The sequence below is a fragment of the Curtobacterium sp. NPDC092190 genome (assembly GCF_044755625.1).
Lineage (GTDB): Bacteria > Actinomycetota > Actinomycetes > Actinomycetales > Microbacteriaceae > Curtobacterium.
In genome coordinates this window covers 85,626-108,035 of sequence record NZ_JBIVRJ010000005.1, presented here as the reverse complement: position 1 = coordinate 108,035, position 22,410 = coordinate 85,626, and the positions used below count along the sequence as shown (strand labels likewise).

Here is a 22,410-nt window from a genome sequence, read left to right as displayed (position 1 = left end):
CGCCGGTCAGCCGACCTCGTCGCCGGACGGCAGCGCGCCGCACCAGTCGACCGAGGACGCCTGCACGCTCGCCTCGAGGGCGCCGGAGGAGGCGTCCACGACGCTCACCAGGTCCCCCGACGCGGACCGCGTGGTGACCGCGAGGAACTGACTGTTCGGGGACGGGCAGACCGCGGCGACGCTCGCGTCCTCCGGCACCGTCACGGGCAGCCGGGAGGCGCGGCCCCCGTCCACGCGCACGATCCGCTGGGCGAGGGTGCCGTCGGCCCGCACCTCGCCCACCACGCGCACGTACGTGTCGTCCGTGAGCGGGGCGATCCGACCGAGGTACGGCGCATCGGTGCTGCCCTGCGGGGCCGGCAGGTCCTGGCGCTGCCCGTCGGTCAGGTCGAGCCGCACGATCCCCGTGCCGGTCTCGACGACCGCCGTGGTGCCGCTGCCGACGTAGCCGTGCAGGTACGTCGCGCTGCCGAGCCGGACCGGGTCGTTCCGCCCGCTCATGTCGACGAGCACCAGGTCGTCGGAGCCGGTCCGCACCAGGGCGCTCTCGGTGCGGGGCACGTACGCCCACTGCCCGACGGTCATCGGTTCGGCACCGGCGGTCGGCTTCCCGTCGGCCGCGATCGCCGTCGGCAGGTGCGTGCCGGTCATGTCGACCACGTACAGCCCGACGTCCCGCGACTGGCCGGTCGACGTGTCGGCGTACTCGAACCCGAAGGACGCCCCGTCGTCGGCGACGTGCAGCGCGGTCACCCGGCCCGCCGCGGTCGGGAGCGTCAGCCGCTCGACGGGGGTGCTGTCGTCCTGCACGCCTCCGGCCAGGGGCACGATCTCGACCGACGAGCGACCGTCTGCACCGCGGACGACCACGAGCGAGCGGCCGAGGCGCGCGTACTCGGTGATGCCCGCGGCCTCGAAGACCGTGGTGGCGCCGCCGGCGTCGAGGGAGCGCCGGACGATCCGGTCCTTCCCGCCGGACGGAGCGGGCACGAGGGCGAGCACGTCGGTGCTGCCCGTCGTGATCGTCGTGCGGAGCTCGGACGCGGCGGGCTGCCCCGGGGCGCGGACGTCACGCACGGCGATCTCGTACGTGCGGTCGTAGGCGAGCGGCCCGGCGAACTCGACCGCGATCGTGTTGCCGCTCGAGGTGACGGTGTGCGGGGCCGACGGGGTCACGGTGACGGCGTCGGCCGGGACCTGCTGCAGGGCCTGGTTCGCGGTGAGGATGACGCGCTGCGCCGGCCGGGACACGAGACCGGTGGCGTCGTAGGTGACGTCACGGAGCCGGGGGCCCTGCTGCGAGCCGACGACCGCGGCGACGGCGCCGACGAGCACGAACACCGTGATCGACGCCACCAGTCGGCGACGGAACCGGTCGCGCGGGCGGCGGCGGAGCGGTGCGGTGTCGTCGGTGTCGGTGCTCGTGCGCATCAGTACTCGTAGGGGTCCGTCGGCTGGTCGATGTCGCGGACGTCGGCGGCACGGATGACGATCCGTGCGTCGGCGGACTGGTCCGGGTTCGCCGCGAGCTTGCCCGTGACGCGCACCCACTGGTCGGCGTCGGGCACGGGGCCGTCGACGACCACACCGAGGCCGACCGGTTGGGCGTCGACGGCGCAGCAGCTGATCACGAAGCGCGTCAGCGTGAAGGACCCGTCCGCGCCCGGGACGACGAAGCCGGAGAGCTCGACCGGCTTGCCGACCAGCGCGCTCGTGTCCGTGGTCTGACGGATGAGCGCCGCCCAGTCCTTCACGCCGTACTCCGAGGTGTCGACGCCCTCGCTGCCCAGCAGGGCGACGTCCTGCGTGCCGGTGGCGTTCGACAGGGTCGGGGTGTCGACGCTCCGCTGCTGGGCGGTGCGGGCGGACAGGGTGGTCGGCGGGAGCACGAGCATGGCGACCGTGACCCCGACGGTGGCAGCGGCCGCGATGCCGCCGAGGACACCGCGGGTGACCCGTGCGGCTCCTGGGGCGCGGCGGCGGACCGCCCGGGCGGCGTCGGAGCCGTGCTCGTAGGCGGTCCCGTCGTCGGGCGTGCGGGCGTGGCCGTCACCGTGCGCGTGGTCGCCCCCGTCGGCGTGCGCGGCGTGCGCGTGGTCGTGCTCGTCGGCGTGGGCGACGTGCGCGTGGTCCTGCTCGTCGTCGTGGGCGTGCCCGTGCCCGCGCGCCACCGCGACGAGCCCCGCCACCGAGGCCGGCACGGCGACCGCGGCGAGGATGATCGTGAACAGGTCGTACCGCGGGTTGATGTACAGGTCGAGGTGTCCGACCAGGGCGAGCCACAGCGTGCACAGCGCCACCGCGAGCACCGACCCGAGCCCGAGGTACGCGGGAGCCTTCTCAGACGAGGACATTCATCACCAACCCGACCGCCGCGGTGAACAGGACGCAGACGACGGCGAGCAGCACCAGGAAGCGCGCGCGGAACGTCGTCCGGAGCAGGGCGATCATCTTGACGTCGATGATCGGCCCGATGAGCAGGAACGCCGTGATCGACCCCGGCAGGAACGTCGAGGCGAACGACAGCGCGAAGAACGCGTCGACGTTCGAGCAGAGCGAGATCGTCATCGCCAGGAGCATCATCGCGGCGACCGACAGCACCGGGTTCGCCCCCACCGCGACGAGCGTCGACCGGGGTACCGCGACCTGGATCGCGGCCGCGAGCCCGGCACCGACGAAGAGCGCGGGCATCATCGTCGCGGTCTCGCCGCCGAACTGCGACGCGCTCTCACGCCAGCGGTTGCGGGAGCGCGGCGCCCCGACGGCGGCACGGCACCGGGCCTCGAACGCGGGCAGGAGCAGCTCGGCCGGGCGACGGTGCGCGGCGACGATCCACCCGACCAGGTTCGCCAGCACGAACCCCCCGACGATGCGGACGACGAGGATCCACCCGGACCACCCGAACGCCTGCGCGGTGCTGATGATCACGAGCGGGTTGAGGATGGGCGCGGCGACCAGGAACGTGACGGCCTCGGCGGGGGTGAACCCGCGCATCATGAGCCCCCGGGCGAGCGGCACGTTCCCGCACTCGCACACCGGGAAGAGCATCCCGATGAGCGAGATGACCGCCCTTCGGGGCAGCGGCCGCTCGGGCAGGATCCGCTCGAGCACGCCCGCCGGCACCCAGACCTCGACGACGATCGAGAGCACGATGCCGAGCACGACGAACGGCAGCGACTCGACGACGACGCTGATGGCGAGCGTCAGGAAGTCCTGCACGACGTCGGGCAGCCCGGCCGTGCCCACGCTCGGCGACACCACGCGCACGCCGAGCAGCACCACGACGGCGCCGAGCACCAGGCCGGGGCCGGTGAGCGTGCGGGTGGGGGCGGGGCGAGTGGGAGCGCTCGTCACCGGGACAGGATAGGCGAGGAGCGCGCCGGCTCCCTCCGAGCCGCGCGGGGACGGGTGTCAGTCGGAGGGGAGGCCGGCCAGGTGTCGGTCGAGCAGGTCGACCGCCCACTCGGCGGACTCCCCCGGGGCGAGGCGTGTGACGTGCACCGCGAGACCGTCGACGAGCGCGTGGAGTCGGCACGCCTCGTCGACCCGCTGGTCCTCCGGCACCCCGACGAGTGCGACGATCCGGTCGCACCACGTGCGCATCTCGGCGACCACCCGGTCCAGGGCCGGTCGGAGCGCAGCGTCGGTGAGCGCGGCGTTGCCGAGCGCCAGGTACACGTCGAGCTCGACCACCCGCTCGTCGTCCAGCGGCAGCAGCTCGAGCAGGATCCGGCGTGCGGTCTCGCGGTCGGGCAGCCCCTCGGGGATCGCGTCGATCCGTTCACGGGTCCGGTCGAACACGAGCGTGATGGTGTGCTCGCGCATCGCCGCCTGCGTCGGGAACACGTAGCGCACGGTGCTCGGCGGCAGCCCGGCCTCGGCGGCGACGCCGCGGACGCTCAGGGCGCCCAGTCCGTCACGGGCGAGGACGCGGCACGCGGCGGCGGACACGTCGAGACGGCGCTGTTCGAGGTCCTCGCGGGTGGTCACCAGCACATCGTCGCACGCTCGTACGACTCGTGCTAGCGTCGGTTCGGTAGGAGTCGCACAGTCGTGCGACTCGCGACGAGGAAGGGAGACCGCCATGGCATGGGTCGTGCTCGTCCTGTCCGGTGTGCTCGAAGCGGTGTGGGCCACCGCGCTGAGCGCGTCGAACGGGTTCAAGAAGGTGGTGCCGACGATCGTGTTCGTGGCCGGCATGGTGCTCAGCATGGTGGGCCTCGCGTTCGCCATGAAGGCGATCCCGGTCGGCACGGCCTACGCCGTGTGGGTCGGCATCGGGGCGTCGCTGACGGTCGTGGTCGCGATCCTCCGCCGCCAGGAGGCCGCTTCCGTCGCCCGTGTCGCCCTCGTCCTCGGCCTGGTCGCCTGCGTGGTCGGCCTCAAGGTGGTGAGCTGACGTGGCATGGCTCGTCCTGTTCGTCAGCGCGGCGCTCGAGACCGTCTGGGCCACGGCCCTCGGCGCCAGCGACGGCTTCACCGTCCCCGGCCCGACCGCCCTCTTCGCGGTCACGATCGTCGTGAGCCTGGTCGCGTTCGGGTACGTGCTGCAGCACATCCCGATCAGCACCGCCTACGCGGTGTGGACGGGCACCGGCGCGGCCCTCACCGTCCTGTGGGGCATGGCGACCGGCGCCGAGCCCGTCACGTTCCTGCGCCTGCTCTTCATCGCCGGCATCGTCGGGTGCGTCGTCGGCCTCAAGCTGGTGCCGGCCCGCCCGGTCACCCCGGAGCCCGGGGTCAGCACCGCTCCGCAGCAGTCGCCCCGCGCGTAGGAGACCGTTCCGCGCGTAGGAGACCGTTCCGCGCGCAGGAGACCTTTCCGCGCGCAGCGGGTCGGAAGTTCCGACCTCCTTCGCGCGGAACGGCATCCCAGGTCGGGTGCGATGGGTCGGAACGCGCGTGGCGACGGACGGGAGGCGCGGTGCCAGCCGGCACCGCGCCTCCCGTCCGTCAGGGGGGTCACGTGATCAGACGGACGCACCCGTCCACTCGTCCGCGGCCGCGACGTGGTCGCTCGTCGCGGTCCCCGCGGCGAGCGCCGCGGCCACGCGGTCGGCGTGCGAGGGCGGGTCGGACGGCACGTGCGCCGGACGGTCCGCCTCGTTGATCCTCCGGAGCTCGGGGACGATGTCCTCGGCCAGGATGTCGATCTGCTCGAGCACCGTCTTGAGCGGCAGCCCGGCGTGGTCGATGAGGAACATCTGGCGCTGGTAGTGCCCGACGTGGTCCTTCATCGTGGCGTATCGGTCGATGACCTGCTGCGGCGAGCCGACGGTGAGCGGGGTCTGGGCGGTGAAGTCCTCCATCGACGGGCCGTGGCCGTACACCGGGGCGTTGTCGAAGTAGGGGCGGAACTCGTCCCAGGCGTCCTGCGAGTTCTTCCGGGCGAAGAACTGCCCGCCGAGGCCGACGATCGCCTGGTCGGCCGTGCCGTGCCCGTAGTGCTCGAAGCGCTGGCGGTACAGACCGACCATCTGCTCGGTGTGCTGGATCGGCCAGAAGATGTTGTTGTGCAGGAAGCCGTCGCCGTAGTACGCGGCCTGCTCGGCGATCTCCGGCGTGCGGATCGAGCCGTGCCACACGAAGGGCGCGACCCCGTCGAGCGGACGCGGGGTCGAGGTGAAGCCCTGCAGCGGGGTGCGGAACTTCCCCTGCCAGTTCACGACGTCGTTCTCCCACAGCTGGCGGATGAGCGCGTAGTTCTCGATCGCCAGGTTCACGCCCTGGCGGATGTCCTGCCCGAACCACGGGTACACCGGACCGGTGTTGCCGCGGCCCATCATGAGGTCCATGCGGCCGTCGCTGATGACCTGGAGCATCGCGTACTCCTCGGCGATGCGGACCGGGTCGTTCGTGGTGACGAGGGTCGTGCTCGTGGACAGGGTGATGTGCTCCGTCCGACCGGCCAGGTAGCCGAGCATCGTCGTCGGACTCGAGGCGACGAACGGCGGGTTGTGGTGCTCGCCGGTGGCGAAGACGTCGAGGCCGGCCTGGTCCGCGTGCTCGGCGATCGTCAGGATGTCCCGGACGCGCTGGATGTCGTCCGGCGTGGTGCCGGTCGTGGGGTCCGTCGTGACGTCGCTGACGGTGAAGATCCCGAACTGCATGGTGCCCGCCTCCTGGTGCTGGCTGCTGGTGCTGCTGATTCGATGCGTTTGCATCGACTTGCCGGGTACAACGTACCGCAGCCCCGGGCATTCCCGCCAGCGCCGGGTGCGTCCGGAGGCACACAGCGCAAGGTGTACCCGGAGGCGCTCAGCGCCGAGTGTGCCCGGAGGCGTTCAGCGGCGACGCCTCCCGGTCGTCGAGGCGTCCGCTCGTTCTGGGGGGGCAGTCCGCCTGGACTGCAGCTCAGCGGCGGGGCGGCAGGGCGCGTTCGTCCGTCTGCGCGGCGTGGTGGAGCCCGTCCGCGAGCCACACGACCGTGACGACCGCCAGCACGCTCACGCTCGACGCCATGCGGCCCGCGACCAGGACCGCATCGTGCAGGTCGGCGACCCCGGCCAGGCCCGCGACCACGGCGACCACCCCGACGAGCAGACCGACGCCCGTCGCGACCAGGAGCAACGCGGTCACCAGGCGACGGGGTCCCCGACGCCCGTCCCGGTCACCGCGCTCCCCGCGGTCGACCCGCGGTCCGACGGCACGGACGAGCCCGAGCCAGAACAGGGCGATCGCGCAGGCCCCGACGATGTCACTCACCCGGTGCCAGCCGTACACGACCGTCTGGTTCGCCACGAACACGGCGTAGGCAGCCCCCACGATCGTCACCACAGGTCGCCAGCGCCGGGGCGTCACGAGGAGCACGGCGAACAGTGCCGCGAGCGCGATCGTCGCGTGTCCGGAAGGGTACGAGTTGGGCGTCTCCGACTGGGCGATCTCCGGGCGCTCGGCGATACGCTTCACGAGAGTCGACGTGGCTGCCGACGCGAGCACCACGACGCCCGCTCCGAGTCCGACCGCGAGCCGGCGCCGGGCGAACGCGACGGCGGCGATCACGACCACCAGCAACAGGATGACCGGCACCGAGATGACGTTCAGTGCAGTGTCCGACCCGAACAGGTCGGACTCCCGGACCCCGCCGAGCGCGGCGTCCTCGACCCGCTGCCCGACCGGCGTCAGCACGGCGACGGCGTAGACGAGAGGCACGATCACGAACCCCAGAGCCGCCAGCAGCCCCCACCGCAAGCGCCGCGAGACCAACGGTCCGCGCGACTCGGGCGCGGTGCGTTCGGGCGTGCGGGTCACCGGCGTGGTCCTCCTCGGTGTGGCGATCATCGGTCTCCTCGTCCGGCTGGTGCCGCGCGTGCGATTCGGACGGTCGGGGTCCGACACGATACCGTTGGTCCGCCGGTCCGCGCCTGTGAACCAGGGGTCAGCCACCTCAGGATCCGACGGCCGCACCACCCGTGCACCGCGGGCAGGTGCTCCGGCTCCCGCCGCCGGTCCGTCCGGTGCGACCACCCTGTACCAGGAGGAGACCGAAGTGGCCATCAAGGAACCCAGCATCACGGCGTCGCCGAACCGGGGCCTCGCCCTGACGGTGGGGTCGCTCCTGGCGCTCTGGGGCTTCCTCGGCTTCTTCTTCGCCGCCGACGGCGACCCGGGCTTCTTCAGCCGCGAGGGCGGGATGCTCTGGAACGCGTTCGGCGTCAACCCGGCGATGTGCCTGCTCTGGATCCTGCTGGCCGTCGTGCTGCTCATCACGAGCCTCGGCACCACCATCGGTGCGCGGAACGGCAACCGTCTGGTCGGCGTCGTGCTCGTCGTCATGGCGGTGTACGGCTTCGCGCTCGGTGGCACCTTGGTGAACGTCTTCGCGCTGACCTTCGCGGACAACCTGTTCCACGCGATCATCGGCGTCGTCCTGCTCCTCACCGCCTTCGGTGCGGACCGCGAGAACGTCCGTGCGATCCGGGCGGCCCAGCGCGCCTGACGCGCCCGTCGTACGTCCTCGACGCCCCGTCCACCGGCTGGTGGGCGGGGCGTCGTCGTCGGGGCTCGGCCGGGCTCGCCGAGCGGGCAGGACCCACCACGGGTGCTCCACCGAGCGGGCAGGACCCACCACGGGTGCTCCACCGAGCGGGCAGGACACGCCAGGGCCGTCCGCCGAGCGGGCACGACTCGTCGACACTTCCTGCCGACCGTGACGGATCTGGCCCGACCGGCGGGCGTCCGACACCGGGGGGCGGAGGGGCCGGTGCGTCAGTCGCCGTCGGGGTCGGGCGCTGCCTCGAGCTCGGTCGCCACGACCCGCGGTGCCTGGGACATGAAGCGTCGGACGTCGAGGTCCACGATGATGTCCTGCGGCCGCAGCGGACGGGTCAGGTAGAGCCCCTCGAGCGACGTCAGCCGCGACAGCGCCACGTACGTCTGCCCGGCGCTGAAGACCCGGTTGCCGAGGTCGACCACCGCGCGGTCGTACGTCGAGCCCTGGGACTTGTGGATCGTCACGGCCCAGGCCAGGCGCAGGGGGAACTGCTGGAACTCCCCCACGGTGTCCTTCTTCAGTTCCTTCTTGTCCGGGTCGTAGGAGTACTTGAACTTCTCCCACACGGACGGCTGGACCTCGAAGGACTCCCCGTCGACGTCGACCCACACGGTGTCCCGGATGGTGGTCACGACGCCGAGCGTGCCGTTCACCCAGCGCTGGTCGGGGTCGTTGCGGAGGAACATGACGTGCGCGCCGGGCTTCAGCTCGAGCGCCTCGTCCGCCGGGAAGTTCCGCCCGCCGAAGTCGCCGTTGACGTCGGCCCTGGCGGTCTTCACCGTGCCCGGCAGCCGGTCGAGGGCCGCCTTGTTGATCCGCGCGACCGTGTCGTTCCGGGTCGCCAGGGTGATGGCGTCGTCGGGCGCCGGCCGGGCTCCGGCCGTGTTGAGCTGTCCGGCGATGTCGGCCGTGACCCGACCGTGCCGCACCGCGGTGAGCATCGCCGCGAAGGCGTCGTCACGCTGCCGGTGCACGGTCGCGAGCTCGACGATGTGCAGCTCGGCCTCGAGCCAGACCTTCGCGTCGAAGAACCACATCGACCGGTAGTGGTCCGTGAAGTACGCCCGCTCGTCGCCGTCGCCCGGGACGGGCGGCAGCTGGTACGGGTCGCCGAACATGACGACCTGCACGCCGCCGAACGCCTCGAACTGCCGTCCGCGGGCCTTGCGGAGCGACCGGTCCATCGCGTCGAGCAGGTCGGCGTTCACCATCGAGACCTCGTCGATGACGAGGGTGTCGATCGTGTTGAGGAGCTTCCGGGTCTCCGGCCCCTGACGGAGCTCGGCGTCGGCGATGAGCCCGATCGGCAGCCGGAACAGCGAGTGGATCGTCTGCCCGCCGACGTTGAGCGCGGCGACGCCGGTCGGAGCGCAGATGACGACCTGCTTCTCGGTGTTCCACGACAGGTGGTTGAGGAGCGTCGACTTGCCCGTGCCCGCGCGTCCGGTGATGAAGACGTGGTCGCGGGTGTGCTCGATGTACTCGAACACCGCCCGCTGTTCGGCGCTGAGCTCGACGCTCACCGCTCGGCCGTCCCGGACGCCGGTGCCGGGTCCGGTGCCGTGCTCGCCGACCCGGTGGCGGGCGCGCGGTCGGCCTCGGGTCGGTCGCCGCGTAGTCGGAGCACCGTGACGACGACGACCGTCACGAGCAGCGCGATCCCCGCGACGACGAGCACGACTCCGGCCCGGGCCTGGTCGTCGATCGGGGTCGGGCCCCACTCGCGGCCCATCGCGCCGAACCACGACGCCTGGAGCAGGCCGAGGGGCCCCTGCATCGCGATGCCGAGCGAGACGGTGCCCGCCGCCACGACGACCGCGCCCGCGATCCGCACGAGCGCCGCGCCGGTGCTCGCCGCCCGGGCACCAGCGGCCACCGGGGTGAGGAGCGTGGGCACGGCGGACAGCCCGACGAGCAGCAGCCCGACGTCGACCAGGGTGCGGCCGGACGGGTCGCTCACCGACCAGCGCAGGACCTGGGTGGCGTAGAGCCCCCACCAGACCGCGGCCAGGAGCACGAAGGACGGGAACGGCTGCGCCAGGTACCGCACCACGCCGTTGTCGACGAGCAGGCCCGTCCACTCGCGGACGCCCGTCGAGCCGTCGTCGCGCGGGTGCACGGCGGACCGGATGAGCTGCACGGGCGCGGCCGCCCAGAGGAGTGCGGGGACGACCAGGCCGAGCAGCACGTGCGCGCCGACGTTGGCGGACACCAGGAAGCGGTCGTAGGTGTGCAGCGATCCCGACGTCGCCAGGACCAGCGTGACGACCGCGATCGCGGCGGCGACGGAGCGGCGCACCGGCCAGGAGACACCACGACGCCGCAGTCGGACCACGCCGGCGGTGTACGCGGCAGCGGCGAGCACGGCGGCCAGCAGCCAGAACAGGTCGATGTTCCAGGCGGTGAGCCAACCCCACGACCCCGGCGCCGCGGGGAGCGGGTCGTCGGTCAGCAGCTCGGCCGGGGTCGGGTTCGTCGTCTTGCTGAGGGCGACCTCGCCGGCCGGCGTCGCGGTCCGTCCGAGCGCTGCGGCGAATCCGCTCGCGATGCCCATCACGGCGAGTTCGACGAGCACGAGGGTCCAGAACGCACCGCGGCGCTCCGGGGCGTCGGAGAGCGACCGGATCGCACGACGACGTTGCACCGCGCCGAGCACGCCGATGCCGACGAGCGCGGCGGTCTTCACGAGCACGAGCACGCCGTACGGGCTGGCGAGGTTCGCCGGGGCGCCGATGCGGATGATCGCCGACGCCGTGCCGGACACGGCGACGAGCACGAAGCAGCCGAGCGCGATGCTCGAGTACCGCGCGACGACGAGCGGCAACCGGTCACCAGGCAGCACGTTCCGCAGGAGCACGACGAGCAGCAGGCCACCGACCCACAGGGCCGCGCCGACCAGGTGCAGCCCGAGGGCGGTCACCGCCGAGTCGTGGCTCGCGGTACCCGCGGCGTGCCCCTGCTGCGCGAGCGGCACGAGCCCGACCATCGCGACGCCGGCGGTGAGCGCGACCATGCCCCGCCCGCGGACGGCGAAGCAGAGCACCGTCACGGCGGCGGCGATGAGCACGGAGACCAGCCACGCGGTGCCGAGGTCGGTGCCGGTGAGGAAGACCCCCATCGACTGGCCGAACTGCTCGTCGAGGCTGAGGGCCGACCCGGCGACGGACAGGAACGTGAAGAAGGTCGTGGCGGCGGCGGCGACGGTCCAGACCCCGGCGGCACCGGCGGCGACGTCGATCGCGCGGTTCCACTCGGGGCGGGTGCGGGAGAGTCCGACGACGGTGAGCGCGAGCCCGCCGATGGTCGCTGCCGCGGACAGGTCGACGACGAGCCGAGCGATCGGCAGCCCGAAGCGCACGACCGCGCCCGGGTCGGCGATGAGTGCGCGATCCGCCCCGCCGCCGATCACGAGGGCGACGAGGAGGGAGACGAACCCGACGAGCAGCAGCACGGCGGGGCCGGCGATGCGTGCGATCCGGTCCACCCGACAAGCCTAGGCGGTGCCCGACCGACCACGGCACGCCGGGTGGGTCGACCTGTGGGCGGTGCGCCGCGCCTCCAGGCCGTGCAGGACAGGCCGGGGCGCCGCGGACACGTGAGCCGCCCGGGAACGACGGAAGGGACGGCCGGAGCCGTCCCTTCCCGGTGGTGCTGAGCGGTCCTACTTGACGGCAGCCTTGAGCTTCGAGCCGGCGCTGACCTTGACCGAGTCGCTCGCGGCGATCTCGATGGCGTCACCCGTCTGCGGGTTGCGGCCGGTGCGCGCGGCGCGGTGGGTCTTCTCGAAGGCGATCCAGCCCGGGATCGTGACCTTGGTGCCGTCGGCGACCGACGACGAGACGACGCTGAACAGCGCGTCGACGACGCCGTTGACGGTGGCCTGGCTCTGGCCGGACTCCTGCGCGACGGCAGCGACGAGCTCGGTGCGGTTCAGTGACTTGTCAGCCATGGATGTCCTCCTCGGACTTCTTGCAGTGTCGGTGGGACGTCCGGGACGCCCGCCCGCCCGGAGCGGGGTGCCCTGGACGTGGTGGCCCCGCGGACGAGCACGCCCGGCGGAACCGTCAGCGAACCTACCAGCCGAGCGGGGTCCGGACGACCGACTCGCCCGGATTTCCGGGGTTGTGGAGGGTCTGGAGGGGTCCGAGTGACGGATGTGGCGACCGTGTACCCCGCTCGGGCCGGGAACGACGAACGCCCCGTCCCTCTGCAGGGACGGGGCGTTCGGTGGTGCTGGTGCTTACCAGGAGCTCTTCGTGATGCCCGGCAGCTCGCCACGGTGGGCCATGTCGCGGAAGCGGACACGGCTGATGCCGTACTCACCGAGGTGGCCACGGGGGCGACCGTCGATGGCGTCGCGGTTGCGGTAGCGGACCGGCGACGCGTCGCGCGGGAGCTTCTGCAGGCCGACGCGGGCGGCCTCACGCGACTCGTCGGTGCCGTTCGGGTCCACGAGGGCCTTCTTCAGCTCGAGACGACGCTCGGCGTAGCGCGCGATGACCTCGGCGCGCTGGTTGTTCTTCGCGATCTTGCTCTTCTTCGCCATGCTTAGCGCTCCTCACGGAAGTCGACGTGCTTGCGGATCACCGGGTCGTACTTCTTGAGCACGAGGCGGTCCGGGTTGTTGCGACGGTTCTTCTTGGTCACGTAGGTGAACCCGGTCCCCGCGGTGGAGCGGAGCTTGATGATCGGACGGACGTCCTGACCCTTCTTGGCCATCAGATCTTCTCCCCACGGGCGAGGAGATCCTTGACGACGGACTCGATGCCGCGTGCGTCGATCACCTTGATGCCCTTAGCGCTGAGCGTGAGCGTGACGTTACGACGAAGCGAGGGCACGTAGTACGTCTTCTTCTGCACGTTCGGGTCGAAGCGACGCTTCGTCCGGCGGTGCGAGTGCGAGATGTTGTGTCCGAAGCCGGGGGTGGCTCCGGTCACCTGGCACACTGCTGCCATGGTTTCCTCCTGAGGTACCGAGCGACCGGACGGCCGCTCCCAAGGTCACTTGCCTGGCACGCACGCGCTCGTCACCGTGAGGTGACCGCAGCGAGGGGGTTGTGCGCGCCGCCCAGGCCCGCTGACCCTGTCGAAGGACCCGCAGACACCGCGCGACCGCGGCGTACGCGACGGTCGGAGGGCTTGGAACAACTGGGTCTGCCACGCGGACGCGGCGGACCAGGGGTCAACGTTACGGGACGGCCGCGCGTGTCGCAAGCCGGGCCTCCCGTCCGGGTCGCACCGGTACCGGCCTGGAGGCGCGGCTCGGCCCCGTCACGCCGGTTCCGGTCCGGCCTGTCTCGGCACTCCCGGTTGCAGGACGTGCCGTCGGGCGGCTCGGCAGACGGCATGTCGTGCGACCAGGACGGATGCGCACGGCAAGTCGTGCGACGAGGACGGCCAGGAGGCCCGGACGCGCCCGGACGCGCCCGCGGCCTACGGTCCCGCGGTCGGCCGCGGCGCCAGCGCCTGCACCAGCAGCGCGCCGAGCTCCCGCGGAGCCGTGACCATCGGCCAGTGCCCGGTCTCGAGGCCCACGATCGTCAGGTCCTCGACGGCGACGAGCTCCGTCGTCCACGCGTGGTGCTCCGCCACCATCGCCGCGAGGTCCGTCGCCGGGACCTCGCACGACACCACCGTCGCCGGGATCGCGTGCCGCGCGGGGTCGGAGTAGTGGAAGGGGTCGGACGCCACGGCCGCGGGCTCCGGGACCGCCCGGCGCTCGAGGTCCTCCCGCACCGCGGGCGTCACGTCACGCACGGTCGCGGGCTCCCAGACGTCCCACGACGGCAGCGGTACGACCCCGTCGACCACGGGCAGTTCGTCGTTGACGACGGCGCCGTCCGGCCCGGGGAACGTGTCGACGTAGAGCAGGTGCGCCACGAGCGACGGTCGTCGATCGGCGGCCATGAGCACCATCGGACCCGCACCCGAGTGCCCGGCGAGCGCGACGGGCTCGTCCGGCGTGGCCACGGCGTCGAGGACCGCCACGATCCCGGCGACCTGCTCGTCGAGCGTGTCGCCCGTCCGCGTGATCGCCTGGACGGAGTGTCCGGCCTCCTGCAGCACGGGCGCCACCTCGTCCCACGCGCTCGCGTCGAGCCAGAACCCGGGCACCAGGATGACGTGCATGCGCGGCAGGCTACTCGCCGGTGCGCGCCGCGGTGCAGACCGCGCACTCGCCGAAGATGTCGACGACGTGGCTGGCGTTCGTGAAGCCGTTCGCCGCTGCGACCTCCTGCGCCCACCGTTCGACCGGGTCCGCCTCGATCTCGACCGTGCGGCCGCAGTTCCGGCAGATCAGGTGGTGGTGGTGCGCGTCGGTCGTGCACGCGCGGTACAGCGACTCACCGTCCTGCTGCAGCGAGTCGGCGTCGCCCTCGGTCGCCAGGTCGGCGAGCGCCCGGTACACGGTCGCCAGCCCGATCGTGGAACCACCGTCCCGGAGGTGCTGGTGGAGTGCCTGCGCACTGACGAACCCCTCGGTGCCGGAGAGCGCGCTGCGCACGGCCTCCCGCTGCCAGGTGTTCCGCTTCGGCTTCTGCACGGCGTTCACGCGGTGACTCCTTCCCTGCGGGTCGCGTCGGTCGACGCGTCGGTCCCGGTCGGGAGGCGCGGCACGCCTCCGTCGGTCTGCTCACGGTCCGCGATGCGGTCGCGTCCGCGTCTGTCCCTGCGGCTGCCGACGATCCGGCAGACGACCCAGATCACGAACGAGATCGTCGTGACGTAGGGGCTGATCGGCAGTCCGCCGCCGAGTGCGAGCAGGATGCCACCGACGACCGACACGACCGCGAACACCGTCGAGAGCACCGGGACGACGACCGGGTGCGAGGTCAGGCGGAGCGCGGCGGCAGCGGGGGTGACGAGCAGCGAGAGCACCAGCAGCGCGCCGACGATCTGCACCGACACCGCGGTCGCGAGCCCGAGCGCGAGCATGAACACGATCGCGAGGGTCCGCACGGGCACCCCGGCAGCGGCCGCGACGTCGGGATCGACCGACGAGAACATCAGCGGGCGCCAGATCACCAGGAGCGTCACGACGACGATCGCGGAGACGACGACCAGCGAGGTCAGCTGCGGGTTGTCGACCGAGACGATCTGCCCGGTCAGCAGCCCGAACTTGTTCGCCGCCCGGCCCTTGTACAGCGCGAGGCAGAGGATGCCGAGCCCGAGACCGAACGGCATGAGCACGGCGATGATCGAGTTGCGGTCGCGGGCCCGCGAGCCGAGCAGCCCGATGAGCAGCGCCGCGACGACGGAGCCGACGAGCGACCCGGTGACGACGTTGACGCCGAACAGCAGGGCGGCGCTGGCCCCGGCGAAGGACAGTTCCGAGATGCCGTGCACCGCGAAGGGCATGTTCCGCGCGACGACGAACGGGCCGATGAGCCCGCCGACGATGCCGAGCACGGCGCCGGCCCAGATCGAGTTCTGGACGAGGACCAGGAGCTCGCCGTAGTCCTGGAACGAGAAGACGGTCGACAGCACGTCCATCAGATGCGTCCTTCGTCCGGGGTGGTGGCGTGCGGGTCGGCATCGCAGTGGTGGTGCGCCCCGGTCTGGTCGTGGGCCTCGTTCGCGCCGACGATGACGATCCGTCCCATCGTGCGGACGACGTCGACCGGGGTGCCGTAGAGGTCGCTCAGCACGTCGGCACGCAGGACCTCGTCGGGGGCGCCGATGCGGAAGCGCCCGCCGGCGATGTAGAGGACCCGGTCGACGACGTCGAGGATCGGGTTGACGTCGTGGGTGACGAAGAGCACGGCGGCGTCCTGCTGCCGACGCTGCCGGTCGATGAGCTCGGTGACGCCCCGCTGGTGCCGGAGGTCGAGCGAGATGAGCGGCTCGTCGCAGAGGAGCAGTGCGGGGTCCGCGGCGATGGCCTGTCCGACGCGGGTGCGCTGCTGCTCACCGCCGGACAGCTCGGCCACCGGGGCGTCGGCGAACGCGGTCGCACCGACCTCGTCGAGGATGCGGTCGACCCGAGCGCGCTCGGCCCGGCTGGCGGGCAGGACACCCCACCGGGAGCCGGTCACCCCCTGGGCGATCATGTCCCGTGCGCGCAGGGGCGTGCCGGACTCCATGAGGCGCTGCTGCGGGATGTACCCGATCCTCCGGTGCCCGCGACGGACGGGCTGCCCGAGGAACGACATCGTCCCGCCCGTCAGGCGCTGCTGGCCGAGCACGGTGCGCAGGAGCGAGGTCTTGCCGGCGCCGTTCGGCCCGAGCACGGCGACGAACTCGCCCGGCGCCAGGTCGAGGTCGAGGTGCGACCAGAGGGTCCGCGACCCGTACGAGAGCGCCGCGTCACGGAGGGCGAGCACGGCGGAACCGCCACGGCCGGGGGCCGCAGCGGTTCGCGAGGGGGTCTGGACCGCGGTCACTTCGCGAGCGCCCCCGTGATCTCGTCGATGTTCGCCTGCTGCCACGAGACGTAATCCTCCCCCTTCGGGAGCGTCTCCGTGACACCGACGACCGGGATGTCCGCCTGCTCGGCGGCCTTCTGGACCTGCTCGGTCTCGGGGCTGGAGGTCTGCTCGTTCACGGCGAGGAGCCGCACCTGCTTGCCGGTGAACAGCTTGAGGGTGTCGTTGAGCGCGGCCGGCGGGACGTCGTCGCCCTCCTCGATGGCCTCGGCGAAGGCCTCGGGCGTCACGTTGTCGAGCCCCATCGCGTCGAAGAGGTACCCGGGGACGGGCTCGGTGTACGACACCTCCTCACCGTCGACCTCCTCCTTGGCCGCGGCGGTCTGCGACTCGAGGTCGTCGAGCTTCGTGGTGAGGGTCTTCGCGTTCCGCTCGAAGGTGTCGGCGTGCGCGGAGTCGAGCTTCGTCAGGCGCTGTTCGAGGTCGGCCACGAGCTTCACCATCGTCGGGTAGTCGTAGAACACGTGCTCGTTGAACTCCGCGTCGCCGCCCTGGTCGAGCCCGGAGAGCTCCACGACGTTGATCGTGTCGGCCGTCGTGTTCGAGGCCTTCGCCAGGGTGGTCATGAAGTCGTCGTACCCGCCGCCGTTCTCGATGAGCAGGTCGGCCTTCGACACGGCGAGCTGCGTCTTCGCGCTCGACTCGAACGAGTGCGGGTCCTGCGACGGGTCGTCGAGGATGCTCGTGACCTCGACGTCGTCGCCGCCGATCTCCTGCGCGATCGAGCCGTAGACGTTCGTCGAGGCGACGATCCGGACGGTGCCGTCACCCGAGGCGTCACCGGAGGCGGAGGACGTGGCGCAGCCGCTCAGCGCGAGGGCTGCGGCGCCGGCGACGAGCGGCAGGGCGAGGAGGCGACGGTTCTGCATGGTGCGAGCGTACGGCTTGCTGATAACGGTTGTCAAAATCAGCCGACCGACGGACGGAAGGCGCGGTGCCAGCCGGTACCGCGCCTCCCGTCCGGAGCAGGATCAGCGAGCGATCAGGGCTTGGTGGCCGCGTCGATCGTGCTCTCGGCGATCGTGTCGTCCTCGCGGCCCGGTGTCCGCAGGTTCCACTTCTTGATCACGAACGAGAACAGGAAGTAGTAGACGACCGCGTACGCCAGGCCGATCGGGATGAGCCAGATCGCCCCGTCGGCCTTGCCGAAGTTCAGCACGTAGTCGATCGCGCCGGCCGAGAACGAGAAGCCGTCCCGGATCCCGAGCGCGTTGACCAGCGCCAGCGAGGTCCCGGTGAGGACCGCGTGGATGACGTAGAGCGGGAACGCCACGAACATGAACGAGTACTCGAGCGGCTCGGTGATGCCCGTCACGAACGACGTGAGTGCGGCCGAGATCATGATGCCGCCGACGACCTTGCGGTTCTGCGGCTTGGCGTTCCGCCAGATCGCGAGCGCACCGGCGGGCAGCGCGAACATCATGATCGGGAAGAAGCCGGTCTGGAAGATGCCCGCGGTCGGGTCGCCGGCCAGGAACCGCGCGATGTCGCCGTGGTAGGTCACGCCGTCCGCCGTGAAGCTGCCGAGCTGGAACCACGGGAAGAAGTTGAGCAGCTGGTGCAGGCCGATCGGGATGAGCATGCGGTTGACGAAGCCGAAGACGCCACCACCGATGACCGCGTTGTCCGCGACGGCCTGGCCCGCTGCGGTCAGCGCGATGTCGAAGTAGCGGTACACGAACGACATGAGCACCGCGATGACGAGACCGGCGACGGCCGTCAGGATCGGGACGAGACGGCGACCGGAGAAGAAGCCGAGGAAGTCCGGCATCTTCGTGCGGTGGAACCGCTGCCAGAGCACGGCCGCGACGAGTCCCATCACGATGCCGCCGAGGACACCGAAGTTGATGGTGGCCTGCTCGCCGTTTGCATCCTCCACCCCCGCGAGGACGATCGGCGACATGGCCTTCCAGACCTCGTACATGACCATGTAGCCGACGACCGCGGCGAGCGCCGTGGTCCCGTCCGACTTCTTCGCCCAGCCGATGGCGATGCCCACCGCGAAGAGCAGCGGCAGCCAGGTGAAGACGCCGTTGCCGGCCGCAGCGACGATCGAGGCTCCCTGCTCGAAGCCGGGGATGGCGCCGAGCATGTCGGACTGCCCCAGGCGGAGCAGGATGCCCGCGGCCGGCATGACCGCGATCGGCAGGAGCAGGCTCCGACCGAGGCGCTGGGCGTTCGCGAACAGCCTGGACTGCTTCTTCGGGGTCTTCTTGTCCGGCACGTCCGTTGCAGCAGCGGTGCTCATCGGCGTTCCTCTCGTCATCGGGTGGAGCTGGGCGCAGGGGTGAGTTGAGTCATGCGAGGACCCCGGGTAGCCTCGGCGGTACCGCCGGGTCCGGTCCTGTCCGGTCATGACCAGTTCCGTAGTCTGAACCGGTGACCAGATGCGTGTCAACCCGGCACGGAATCCGCAACGAGGAGGAAACGATGGCCGACATCAAGGCAGCCGACATCATCGCCGCACTGGGTGGCGCGGACAACATCGACGAGGTCGAGGGCTGCATCACGCGCCTCCGCGTCGAGGTCGAGGACGGCGACCTCGTGGACAAGGCCGCCCTGCAGGCAGCGGGCGCGCAGGCCGTCGTCGGCGGCGGCACCGGGTGGCAGGTCATCGTCGGTCCGATCGCGGACAACCTCGCACAGGACATCCAGGACGAACTGTGACCGCGGTCCGGACCCCGTTCGCGGGCCCGGTCGTCGCACTCGCCGACGTGCCCGACCCGGTGTTCGCCGGGCAGCTGGTCGGTGCGGGGGTCGCCGTCGACCCGACGGGTGTCGCGGGTCCGGTGACCGCGGTCGCCCCGGTGGACGGCACGATCGTCAAGCTCCACCCGCACGCCTTCGCCCTGCAGGGCTCCGCCGGGACGGACGTCCTGGTGCACGTCGGCATCGACACCGTGAAGCTGCGGGGCGAGGGCTTCGAGCTGCTCGCGGCCGAGGGTGACACCGTGCACGCCGGCGACCCGGTCGTGCGGTTCACCCCGAGCGTGATCGAGGCCGCCGGCTACTCCCCGGTCTGCCCGGTCGTGGTGCTCGGCAGTGCGCCGGACTCGGTCGAGCAGGGCTCGGTCGGCACCACGGTGCCCGAGGGCGCCACGCTCTACACGGTCTGACCGCGGGGGAACCCCGCCGAGTCTCGGCCCCGCGGACGTCTTCGCGGGCGCACGAACGCGAACCTGTCCGCGGAGCCGAGGCTCGGCTCCGGCCGCGGGGGCGGGCGGGCGGCAGCGCGCGCTACGCCCCCGGCCGTCGGGCGGTGACCTCCATCTGCACCCGGTAGCGGTCGGACCGGTACCAGGACCGGGCGTGCTCGACGGGCCGGTCCCCCGAGTACGACACCCGGTCGAACTCGAGCAGGGGCGCCCCGGTCCTGGTCCCGAGCAGCGTCGCGACGTCGTCGGCCGCGGGCTTCGCCGCCACCGTCTGCTGCGCCCGGTCGATCGGCACGCCGTACGTGTCCGCCGCGAGCGAGTACACCGACCCGGACAGGTCCTGGTCGAGCAGGCCCGGGTACGCCGTCGCCGAGAGCCAGGCGTCGTCGACGGACACCGGTGCGCCGTCCGCCATCCGCAGGCGCTTCAGGTGGTGGGCCGTGTCGCCCTCGTCGAGGCGCAGCGCCGCCGCGGTGTCGGCCGGCGGGACCCGCTCCTCGCGCACCAGCACGACGGTCGTCGGGACGTGGCCGAGCGCACGCATCTCCTCGGTGAAGGACGCCAGGTGCAGTGTCGACTGCACGGGACGGTGCGCCACGAAGGTGCCCTTGCCGCGCACGCGCTCCAGGTAGCCCTCGTTGACGAGCTGTCCGAGGGCCTCGCGCACCGTGATCCGGGACACCCCGTACTCGGCGATGAGCTGCCGCTCCGAGGGGATCGCCGCGCCGGGCGCGAGTCGGGCGGTCGCGAGGTCGAGCAGGATCCGCCGCAGCTGCTGGTGCTTCGGCTCGGCCCCCTCGGTGATGCGGCTCGTCATGCGGTCCTCGTGCTCCGGTGCTCGTCGACTCCGGGCGGTCCTCGCCCAGCTGGTCCTGTGCGGACATGACCAGTTGTCCTCACAGTAGCGATCAGGATGCGAGAAGCCAACGCCGTGACAAGATGACGCCCGTGACCTCGGTGGTGATCGTGGACGACGAGACGCTCGTCCGGTACGGCTTCGAACTCATCCTCGGCGCAGCGGCGGACATCGACGTCGTCGCCACGAGCGGTGACGTCGACGCCGTCGAGACCGTGCGCCGGCACGCCCCCGACGTGGTCCTGCTCGACGTGCGCATGCCCCGGGTGAACGGGCTCGAGGTGCTCGCCGCGCTCCGGCAGCTGCCCGAGCCGCCCGCCGTGGCGATGCTCACCACGTTCGACACCGACACGCAGGTGGTCACCCGGGCGATGGAGTCCGGGGCCGCCGGGTTCCTGCTCAAGGACACCGACCCGGAGTCGCTCGCCGAGTACGTCCGGGCGCTCGCCCGCGGCGGCATCGTCCTGGCACCGGGCGTGGACCGCACCCGCCTGTTCGCGCACCGGCCGTCGACGCCGGCGCCGGAGCTCTCCGACCGCGAGCACGCCGTGGTGCGGCTCGTCGCCGAGGGTGCCAGCAACCCCGAGATCGGTCAGCGCATCGGCGTCAGCACGGGCACCGTGAAGGAGGACGTCCGCGCCCTCCTCGCCGCGTTCGGCGTCACCACGCGCGTCCAGCTCGCGCTGCGCGCGGCGGAGGCCGGGCTGCTCGATGGCTGAGCCCGCTCCGTCCGGTCGCGTCCGACGACTGCTGGCGCGGACGGACGGGAGGCTCGACGCACTCGTCGACGTCGGCCTCCGTCGTGCGCGTGCCCACCCGGCCCCGTGGTGGCTGGTCGACGCGCTCTTCCTCGCGGCCGCCGTCGTCGACGCCGTGCTCGACATCGCGGGCGCCACGACGACCGAGATCACCCTGTCGCTCGTCGCGGCGGGTGCACTCGTCCTCCGTCGGCGGCTCCCCGTCCTGGCCTTCGCGCTCACGATGCCCGGGCTCTTCATCGGCTCCGGTGTCGTCGCGGCGAGCATCGCCCTCTTCACGCTCGGTGAGCGGACGGACCGCCGGTGGCTCATGCTGCTCGCCGCCGTCGTGCAGTTCGTCGGGTTCAGCGGCTTCGTCGTCGGCCCGCCGCAGCAGCTCGACGAGATCGTGGTGTCGATCGTGTACGCGCTCATCTTCGCGCTCGGCCCGCTCTCGATCGGCCTGCTCGTGCGGACCCGCGCGGACCTGGTCGACCGCATCGCCGAGCTCGGGGCCTCCCGTGCCGAGGAACGGCGTCGCGCCGCCGAGGTCGCCCTCTCCCGCGAACGCGCCCTGCTCGCGCGCGAGATGCACGACGTCGTCTCGCACCAGGTGACCCTCATCGCGGTGCAGGCCGGCGGCGTGCAGATGGCCGGGCGCGACGAGCAGGAGCGGGCGTTCGCGCGGACGATCCGGCAGCTGTGCGTCGTGACCCTGCAGGAGCTGCGCGAGATGGTCCAGGTGCTCCGGGCGTCCGGCGGCACCGACCGGGAGATCGCCCCGCAGCCCGTGCTCGCCGACCTGCCCCGGCTCGTCGCCGCGAGCGGGCTCGAGACCGACGCGGCCGTCGACCTGCCCGAGACCCTGCCCCTGCCCGTGCAGCGCGCGGTCTACCGCTTCGTGCAGGAGGGCCTGACGAACGTCCGGAAGCACGCCCCCGGCGCCGTGGTCCGGATCAGCGGTCGGCTGCACGGCGACCAGGTGCTCGTCGACCTCGTGAACGGGCCCGCACGTGCCGACCGGCTCGAACTGCCCGGGTCCGGTCTGGGGCTCATCGGGCTCGGCGAACGCGCGTCGCTCCTCGGCGGCCGCCTCGACTCGGGACCGCAGCCCGGCGACGGGTTCGCGCTGCACCTGCGCCTGCCCGTCGAGCACCGACCGAGCGTCCCCACCCCCTGACGGCCGGGCGAGCGAGCGGCGGACGACGGGTGACCAGCCCTCCGAGGGACGGTCGGTGGCCGAT

26 protein-coding genes are annotated in these 22,410 nt (G+C 72.1%); 7 read left to right on the top strand and 19 right to left on the bottom strand.

The genetic code is table 11. The features are described 5' to 3' along the window. Nucleotides 1-6: 6 nt before the first annotated feature. The 4 genes from ACIQFY_RS13440 to ACIQFY_RS13425 are packed head-to-tail and all read right to left on the bottom strand — an operon-like array spanning nucleotide 7 to nucleotide 3,990. The gene (locus ACIQFY_RS13440; protein ID WP_400340486.1) at nucleotides 7-1,431 is read right to left on the bottom strand and encodes a hypothetical protein; all 1,425 of its coding nucleotides are present in this window, start codon (nucleotides 1,429-1,431) and stop codon (nucleotides 7-9) included. After that, nucleotides 1,431-2,354, bottom strand: coding sequence for a TIGR03943 family putative permease subunit (locus tag ACIQFY_RS13435; protein ID WP_066651826.1), 924 nt, complete (start codon nucleotides 2,352-2,354; stop codon nucleotides 1,431-1,433). The genes ACIQFY_RS13440 and ACIQFY_RS13435 overlap by 1 nt, the downstream gene beginning before the upstream one ends. Continuing rightward, nucleotides 2,341-3,354 (bottom strand): permease, encoded by a 1,014-nt coding sequence (locus tag ACIQFY_RS13430; RefSeq protein ID WP_066651825.1) that lies wholly within the window; start codon nucleotides 3,352-3,354, stop codon nucleotides 2,341-2,343. The genes ACIQFY_RS13435 and ACIQFY_RS13430 overlap by 14 nt, the downstream gene beginning before the upstream one ends. Before the next feature lie 57 nt (nucleotides 3,355-3,411). Beyond that, on the bottom strand, nucleotides 3,412-3,990 hold the full coding sequence (locus ACIQFY_RS13425) for a TetR/AcrR family transcriptional regulator (RefSeq protein ID WP_400340483.1): 579 nt from the start codon (nucleotides 3,988-3,990) through the stop codon (nucleotides 3,412-3,414). 94 nt (nucleotides 3,991-4,084) lie between these two features. Here ACIQFY_RS13425 and ACIQFY_RS13420 point away from each other — a divergent pair, with 94 nt between their 5' ends. Together ACIQFY_RS13420 and ACIQFY_RS13415 are read left to right on the top strand one after the other, a co-directional pair. Beyond that, entirely contained in the window at nucleotides 4,085-4,399 is a 315-nt protein-coding gene (locus ACIQFY_RS13420; RefSeq protein WP_326497166.1) for a multidrug efflux SMR transporter, read from the top strand. A 1-nt stretch (nucleotide 4,400) separates the two neighbouring features. Then, nucleotides 4,401-4,775 (top strand): DMT family transporter, encoded by a 375-nt coding sequence (locus ACIQFY_RS13415; RefSeq protein WP_400340481.1) that lies wholly within the window; start codon nucleotides 4,401-4,403, stop codon nucleotides 4,773-4,775. Nucleotides 4,776-4,970: 195 nt separating this feature from the next. Here the strand turns inward: ACIQFY_RS13415 and ACIQFY_RS13410 are convergent, their stop codons facing one another. Both ACIQFY_RS13410 and ACIQFY_RS13405 read right to left on the bottom strand, forming a co-directional pair. Next, nucleotides 4,971-6,110, bottom strand: coding sequence for a CE1758 family FMN-dependent luciferase-like monooxygenase (locus tag ACIQFY_RS13410; protein ID WP_400340479.1), 1,140 nt, complete (start codon nucleotides 6,108-6,110; stop codon nucleotides 4,971-4,973). A 244-nt stretch (nucleotides 6,111-6,354) separates the two neighbouring features. Next, nucleotides 6,355-7,152 carry a phosphatase PAP2 family protein gene (locus ACIQFY_RS13405; protein ID WP_311205816.1) on the bottom strand — a complete coding sequence of 266 codons (798 nt, stop codon included), beginning with the start codon at nucleotides 7,150-7,152 and terminating at the stop codon, nucleotides 6,355-6,357. 337 nt (nucleotides 7,153-7,489) lie between these two features. On the opposite strand from ACIQFY_RS13405, the gene ACIQFY_RS13400 reads away from it, so the two are divergent. Further along, nucleotides 7,490-7,939, top strand: coding sequence for a DUF4383 domain-containing protein (locus ACIQFY_RS13400; RefSeq protein WP_400340477.1), 450 nt, complete (start codon nucleotides 7,490-7,492; stop codon nucleotides 7,937-7,939). 269 nt (nucleotides 7,940-8,208) lie between these two features. Here ACIQFY_RS13400 and ACIQFY_RS13395 read toward each other — a convergent pair whose 3' ends face one another. The 12 genes from ACIQFY_RS13395 to ACIQFY_RS13340 form a co-directional block, all read right to left on the bottom strand. Beyond that, a complete protein-coding gene (locus ACIQFY_RS13395; RefSeq protein ID WP_400340476.1) occupies nucleotides 8,209-9,516 on the bottom strand; it encodes an ATP-dependent RecD-like DNA helicase in 1,308 nt (435 codons plus the stop codon). Next, on the bottom strand, nucleotides 9,513-11,477 hold the full coding sequence (locus tag ACIQFY_RS13390; protein ID WP_400340475.1) for a cytochrome c oxidase assembly protein: 1,965 nt from the start codon (nucleotides 11,475-11,477) through the stop codon (nucleotides 9,513-9,515). The genes ACIQFY_RS13395 and ACIQFY_RS13390 overlap by 4 nt, the downstream gene beginning before the upstream one ends. A 177-nt stretch (nucleotides 11,478-11,654) precedes the next feature. Then, nucleotides 11,655-11,942 carry an HU family DNA-binding protein gene (locus ACIQFY_RS13385; protein ID WP_058727660.1) on the bottom strand — a complete coding sequence of 96 codons (288 nt, stop codon included), beginning with the start codon at nucleotides 11,940-11,942 and terminating at the stop codon, nucleotides 11,655-11,657. Between the two features lie 291 nt (nucleotides 11,943-12,233). Beyond that, nucleotides 12,234-12,539, bottom strand: coding sequence for a 30S ribosomal protein S14 (gene rpsN / locus ACIQFY_RS13380; protein ID WP_022903745.1), 306 nt, complete (start codon nucleotides 12,537-12,539; stop codon nucleotides 12,234-12,236). Nucleotides 12,540-12,541: 2 nt separating this feature from the next. Further along, nucleotides 12,542-12,712, bottom strand: a complete 171-nt coding sequence (rpmG, locus tag ACIQFY_RS13375) for a 50S ribosomal protein L33 (protein WP_022908193.1) — start codon at nucleotides 12,710-12,712, stop codon at nucleotides 12,542-12,544. Then, nucleotides 12,712-12,948, bottom strand: coding sequence for a 50S ribosomal protein L28 (rpmB, locus tag ACIQFY_RS13370; RefSeq protein WP_022903747.1), 237 nt, complete (start codon nucleotides 12,946-12,948; stop codon nucleotides 12,712-12,714). The genes rpmG and rpmB overlap by 1 nt, the downstream gene beginning before the upstream one ends. Nucleotides 12,949-13,425: 477 nt before the next feature. After that, nucleotides 13,426-14,121, bottom strand: a complete 696-nt coding sequence (locus ACIQFY_RS13365; protein WP_400340471.1) for an alpha/beta fold hydrolase — start codon at nucleotides 14,119-14,121, stop codon at nucleotides 13,426-13,428. 10 nt (nucleotides 14,122-14,131) lie between these two features. Continuing rightward, a complete protein-coding gene (locus tag ACIQFY_RS13360; protein ID WP_081984565.1) occupies nucleotides 14,132-14,545 on the bottom strand; it encodes a Fur family transcriptional regulator in 414 nt (137 codons plus the stop codon). Then, on the bottom strand, nucleotides 14,542-15,486 hold the full coding sequence (locus tag ACIQFY_RS13355; RefSeq protein WP_066651805.1) for a metal ABC transporter permease: 945 nt from the start codon (nucleotides 15,484-15,486) through the stop codon (nucleotides 14,542-14,544). The genes ACIQFY_RS13360 and ACIQFY_RS13355 overlap by 4 nt, the downstream gene beginning before the upstream one ends. Beyond that, a complete protein-coding gene (locus tag ACIQFY_RS13350) occupies nucleotides 15,486-16,316 on the bottom strand; it encodes a metal ABC transporter ATP-binding protein (protein ID WP_271826745.1) in 831 nt (276 codons plus the stop codon). Before ACIQFY_RS13350 ends, ACIQFY_RS13355 begins: the two co-directional genes overlap by 1 nt. Nucleotides 16,317-16,372: 56 nt before the next feature. Beyond that, the gene (locus ACIQFY_RS13345) at nucleotides 16,373-17,287 is read right to left on the bottom strand and encodes a metal ABC transporter solute-binding protein, Zn/Mn family (RefSeq protein ID WP_400340470.1); all 915 of its coding nucleotides are present in this window, start codon (nucleotides 17,285-17,287) and stop codon (nucleotides 16,373-16,375) included. Nucleotides 17,288-17,400: 113 nt separating this feature from the next. Further along, the gene (locus ACIQFY_RS13340; RefSeq protein WP_400340469.1) at nucleotides 17,401-18,666 is read right to left on the bottom strand and encodes a PTS transporter subunit EIIC; all 1,266 of its coding nucleotides are present in this window, start codon (nucleotides 18,664-18,666) and stop codon (nucleotides 17,401-17,403) included. 161 nt (nucleotides 18,667-18,827) lie between these two features. On the opposite strand from ACIQFY_RS13340, the gene ACIQFY_RS13335 reads away from it, so the two are divergent. Continuing rightward, complete coding sequence (locus ACIQFY_RS13335; RefSeq protein ID WP_268746776.1) at nucleotides 18,828-19,085, top strand: PTS transporter subunit EIIB; 258 nt, start codon at nucleotides 18,828-18,830, stop codon at nucleotides 19,083-19,085. Continuing rightward, entirely contained in the window at nucleotides 19,082-19,534 is a 453-nt protein-coding gene (locus ACIQFY_RS13330) for a PTS glucose transporter subunit IIA (protein ID WP_400340467.1), read from the top strand. Before ACIQFY_RS13335 ends, ACIQFY_RS13330 begins: the two co-directional genes overlap by 4 nt. Nucleotides 19,535-19,655: 121 nt before the next feature. Here ACIQFY_RS13330 and ACIQFY_RS13325 read toward each other — a convergent pair whose 3' ends face one another. Further along, nucleotides 19,656-20,390: a GntR family transcriptional regulator gene (locus tag ACIQFY_RS13325; RefSeq protein WP_066651794.1), complete on the bottom strand. Its 735-nt coding sequence runs from the start codon at nucleotides 20,388-20,390 to the stop codon at nucleotides 19,656-19,658. A gap of 131 nt (nucleotides 20,391-20,521) precedes the next feature. Between ACIQFY_RS13325 and ACIQFY_RS13320 the strand changes: the two genes are divergently transcribed. Together ACIQFY_RS13320 and ACIQFY_RS13315 are read left to right on the top strand one after the other, a co-directional pair. Continuing rightward, the gene (locus ACIQFY_RS13320) at nucleotides 20,522-21,148 is read left to right on the top strand and encodes a response regulator transcription factor (RefSeq protein WP_200884149.1); all 627 of its coding nucleotides are present in this window, start codon (nucleotides 20,522-20,524) and stop codon (nucleotides 21,146-21,148) included. Continuing rightward, complete coding sequence (locus tag ACIQFY_RS13315; RefSeq protein ID WP_066651791.1) at nucleotides 21,141-22,346, top strand: histidine kinase; 1,206 nt, start codon at nucleotides 21,141-21,143, stop codon at nucleotides 22,344-22,346. Before ACIQFY_RS13320 ends, ACIQFY_RS13315 begins: the two co-directional genes overlap by 8 nt. The last annotated feature ends 64 nt before the right edge of the window (nucleotides 22,347-22,410 follow it).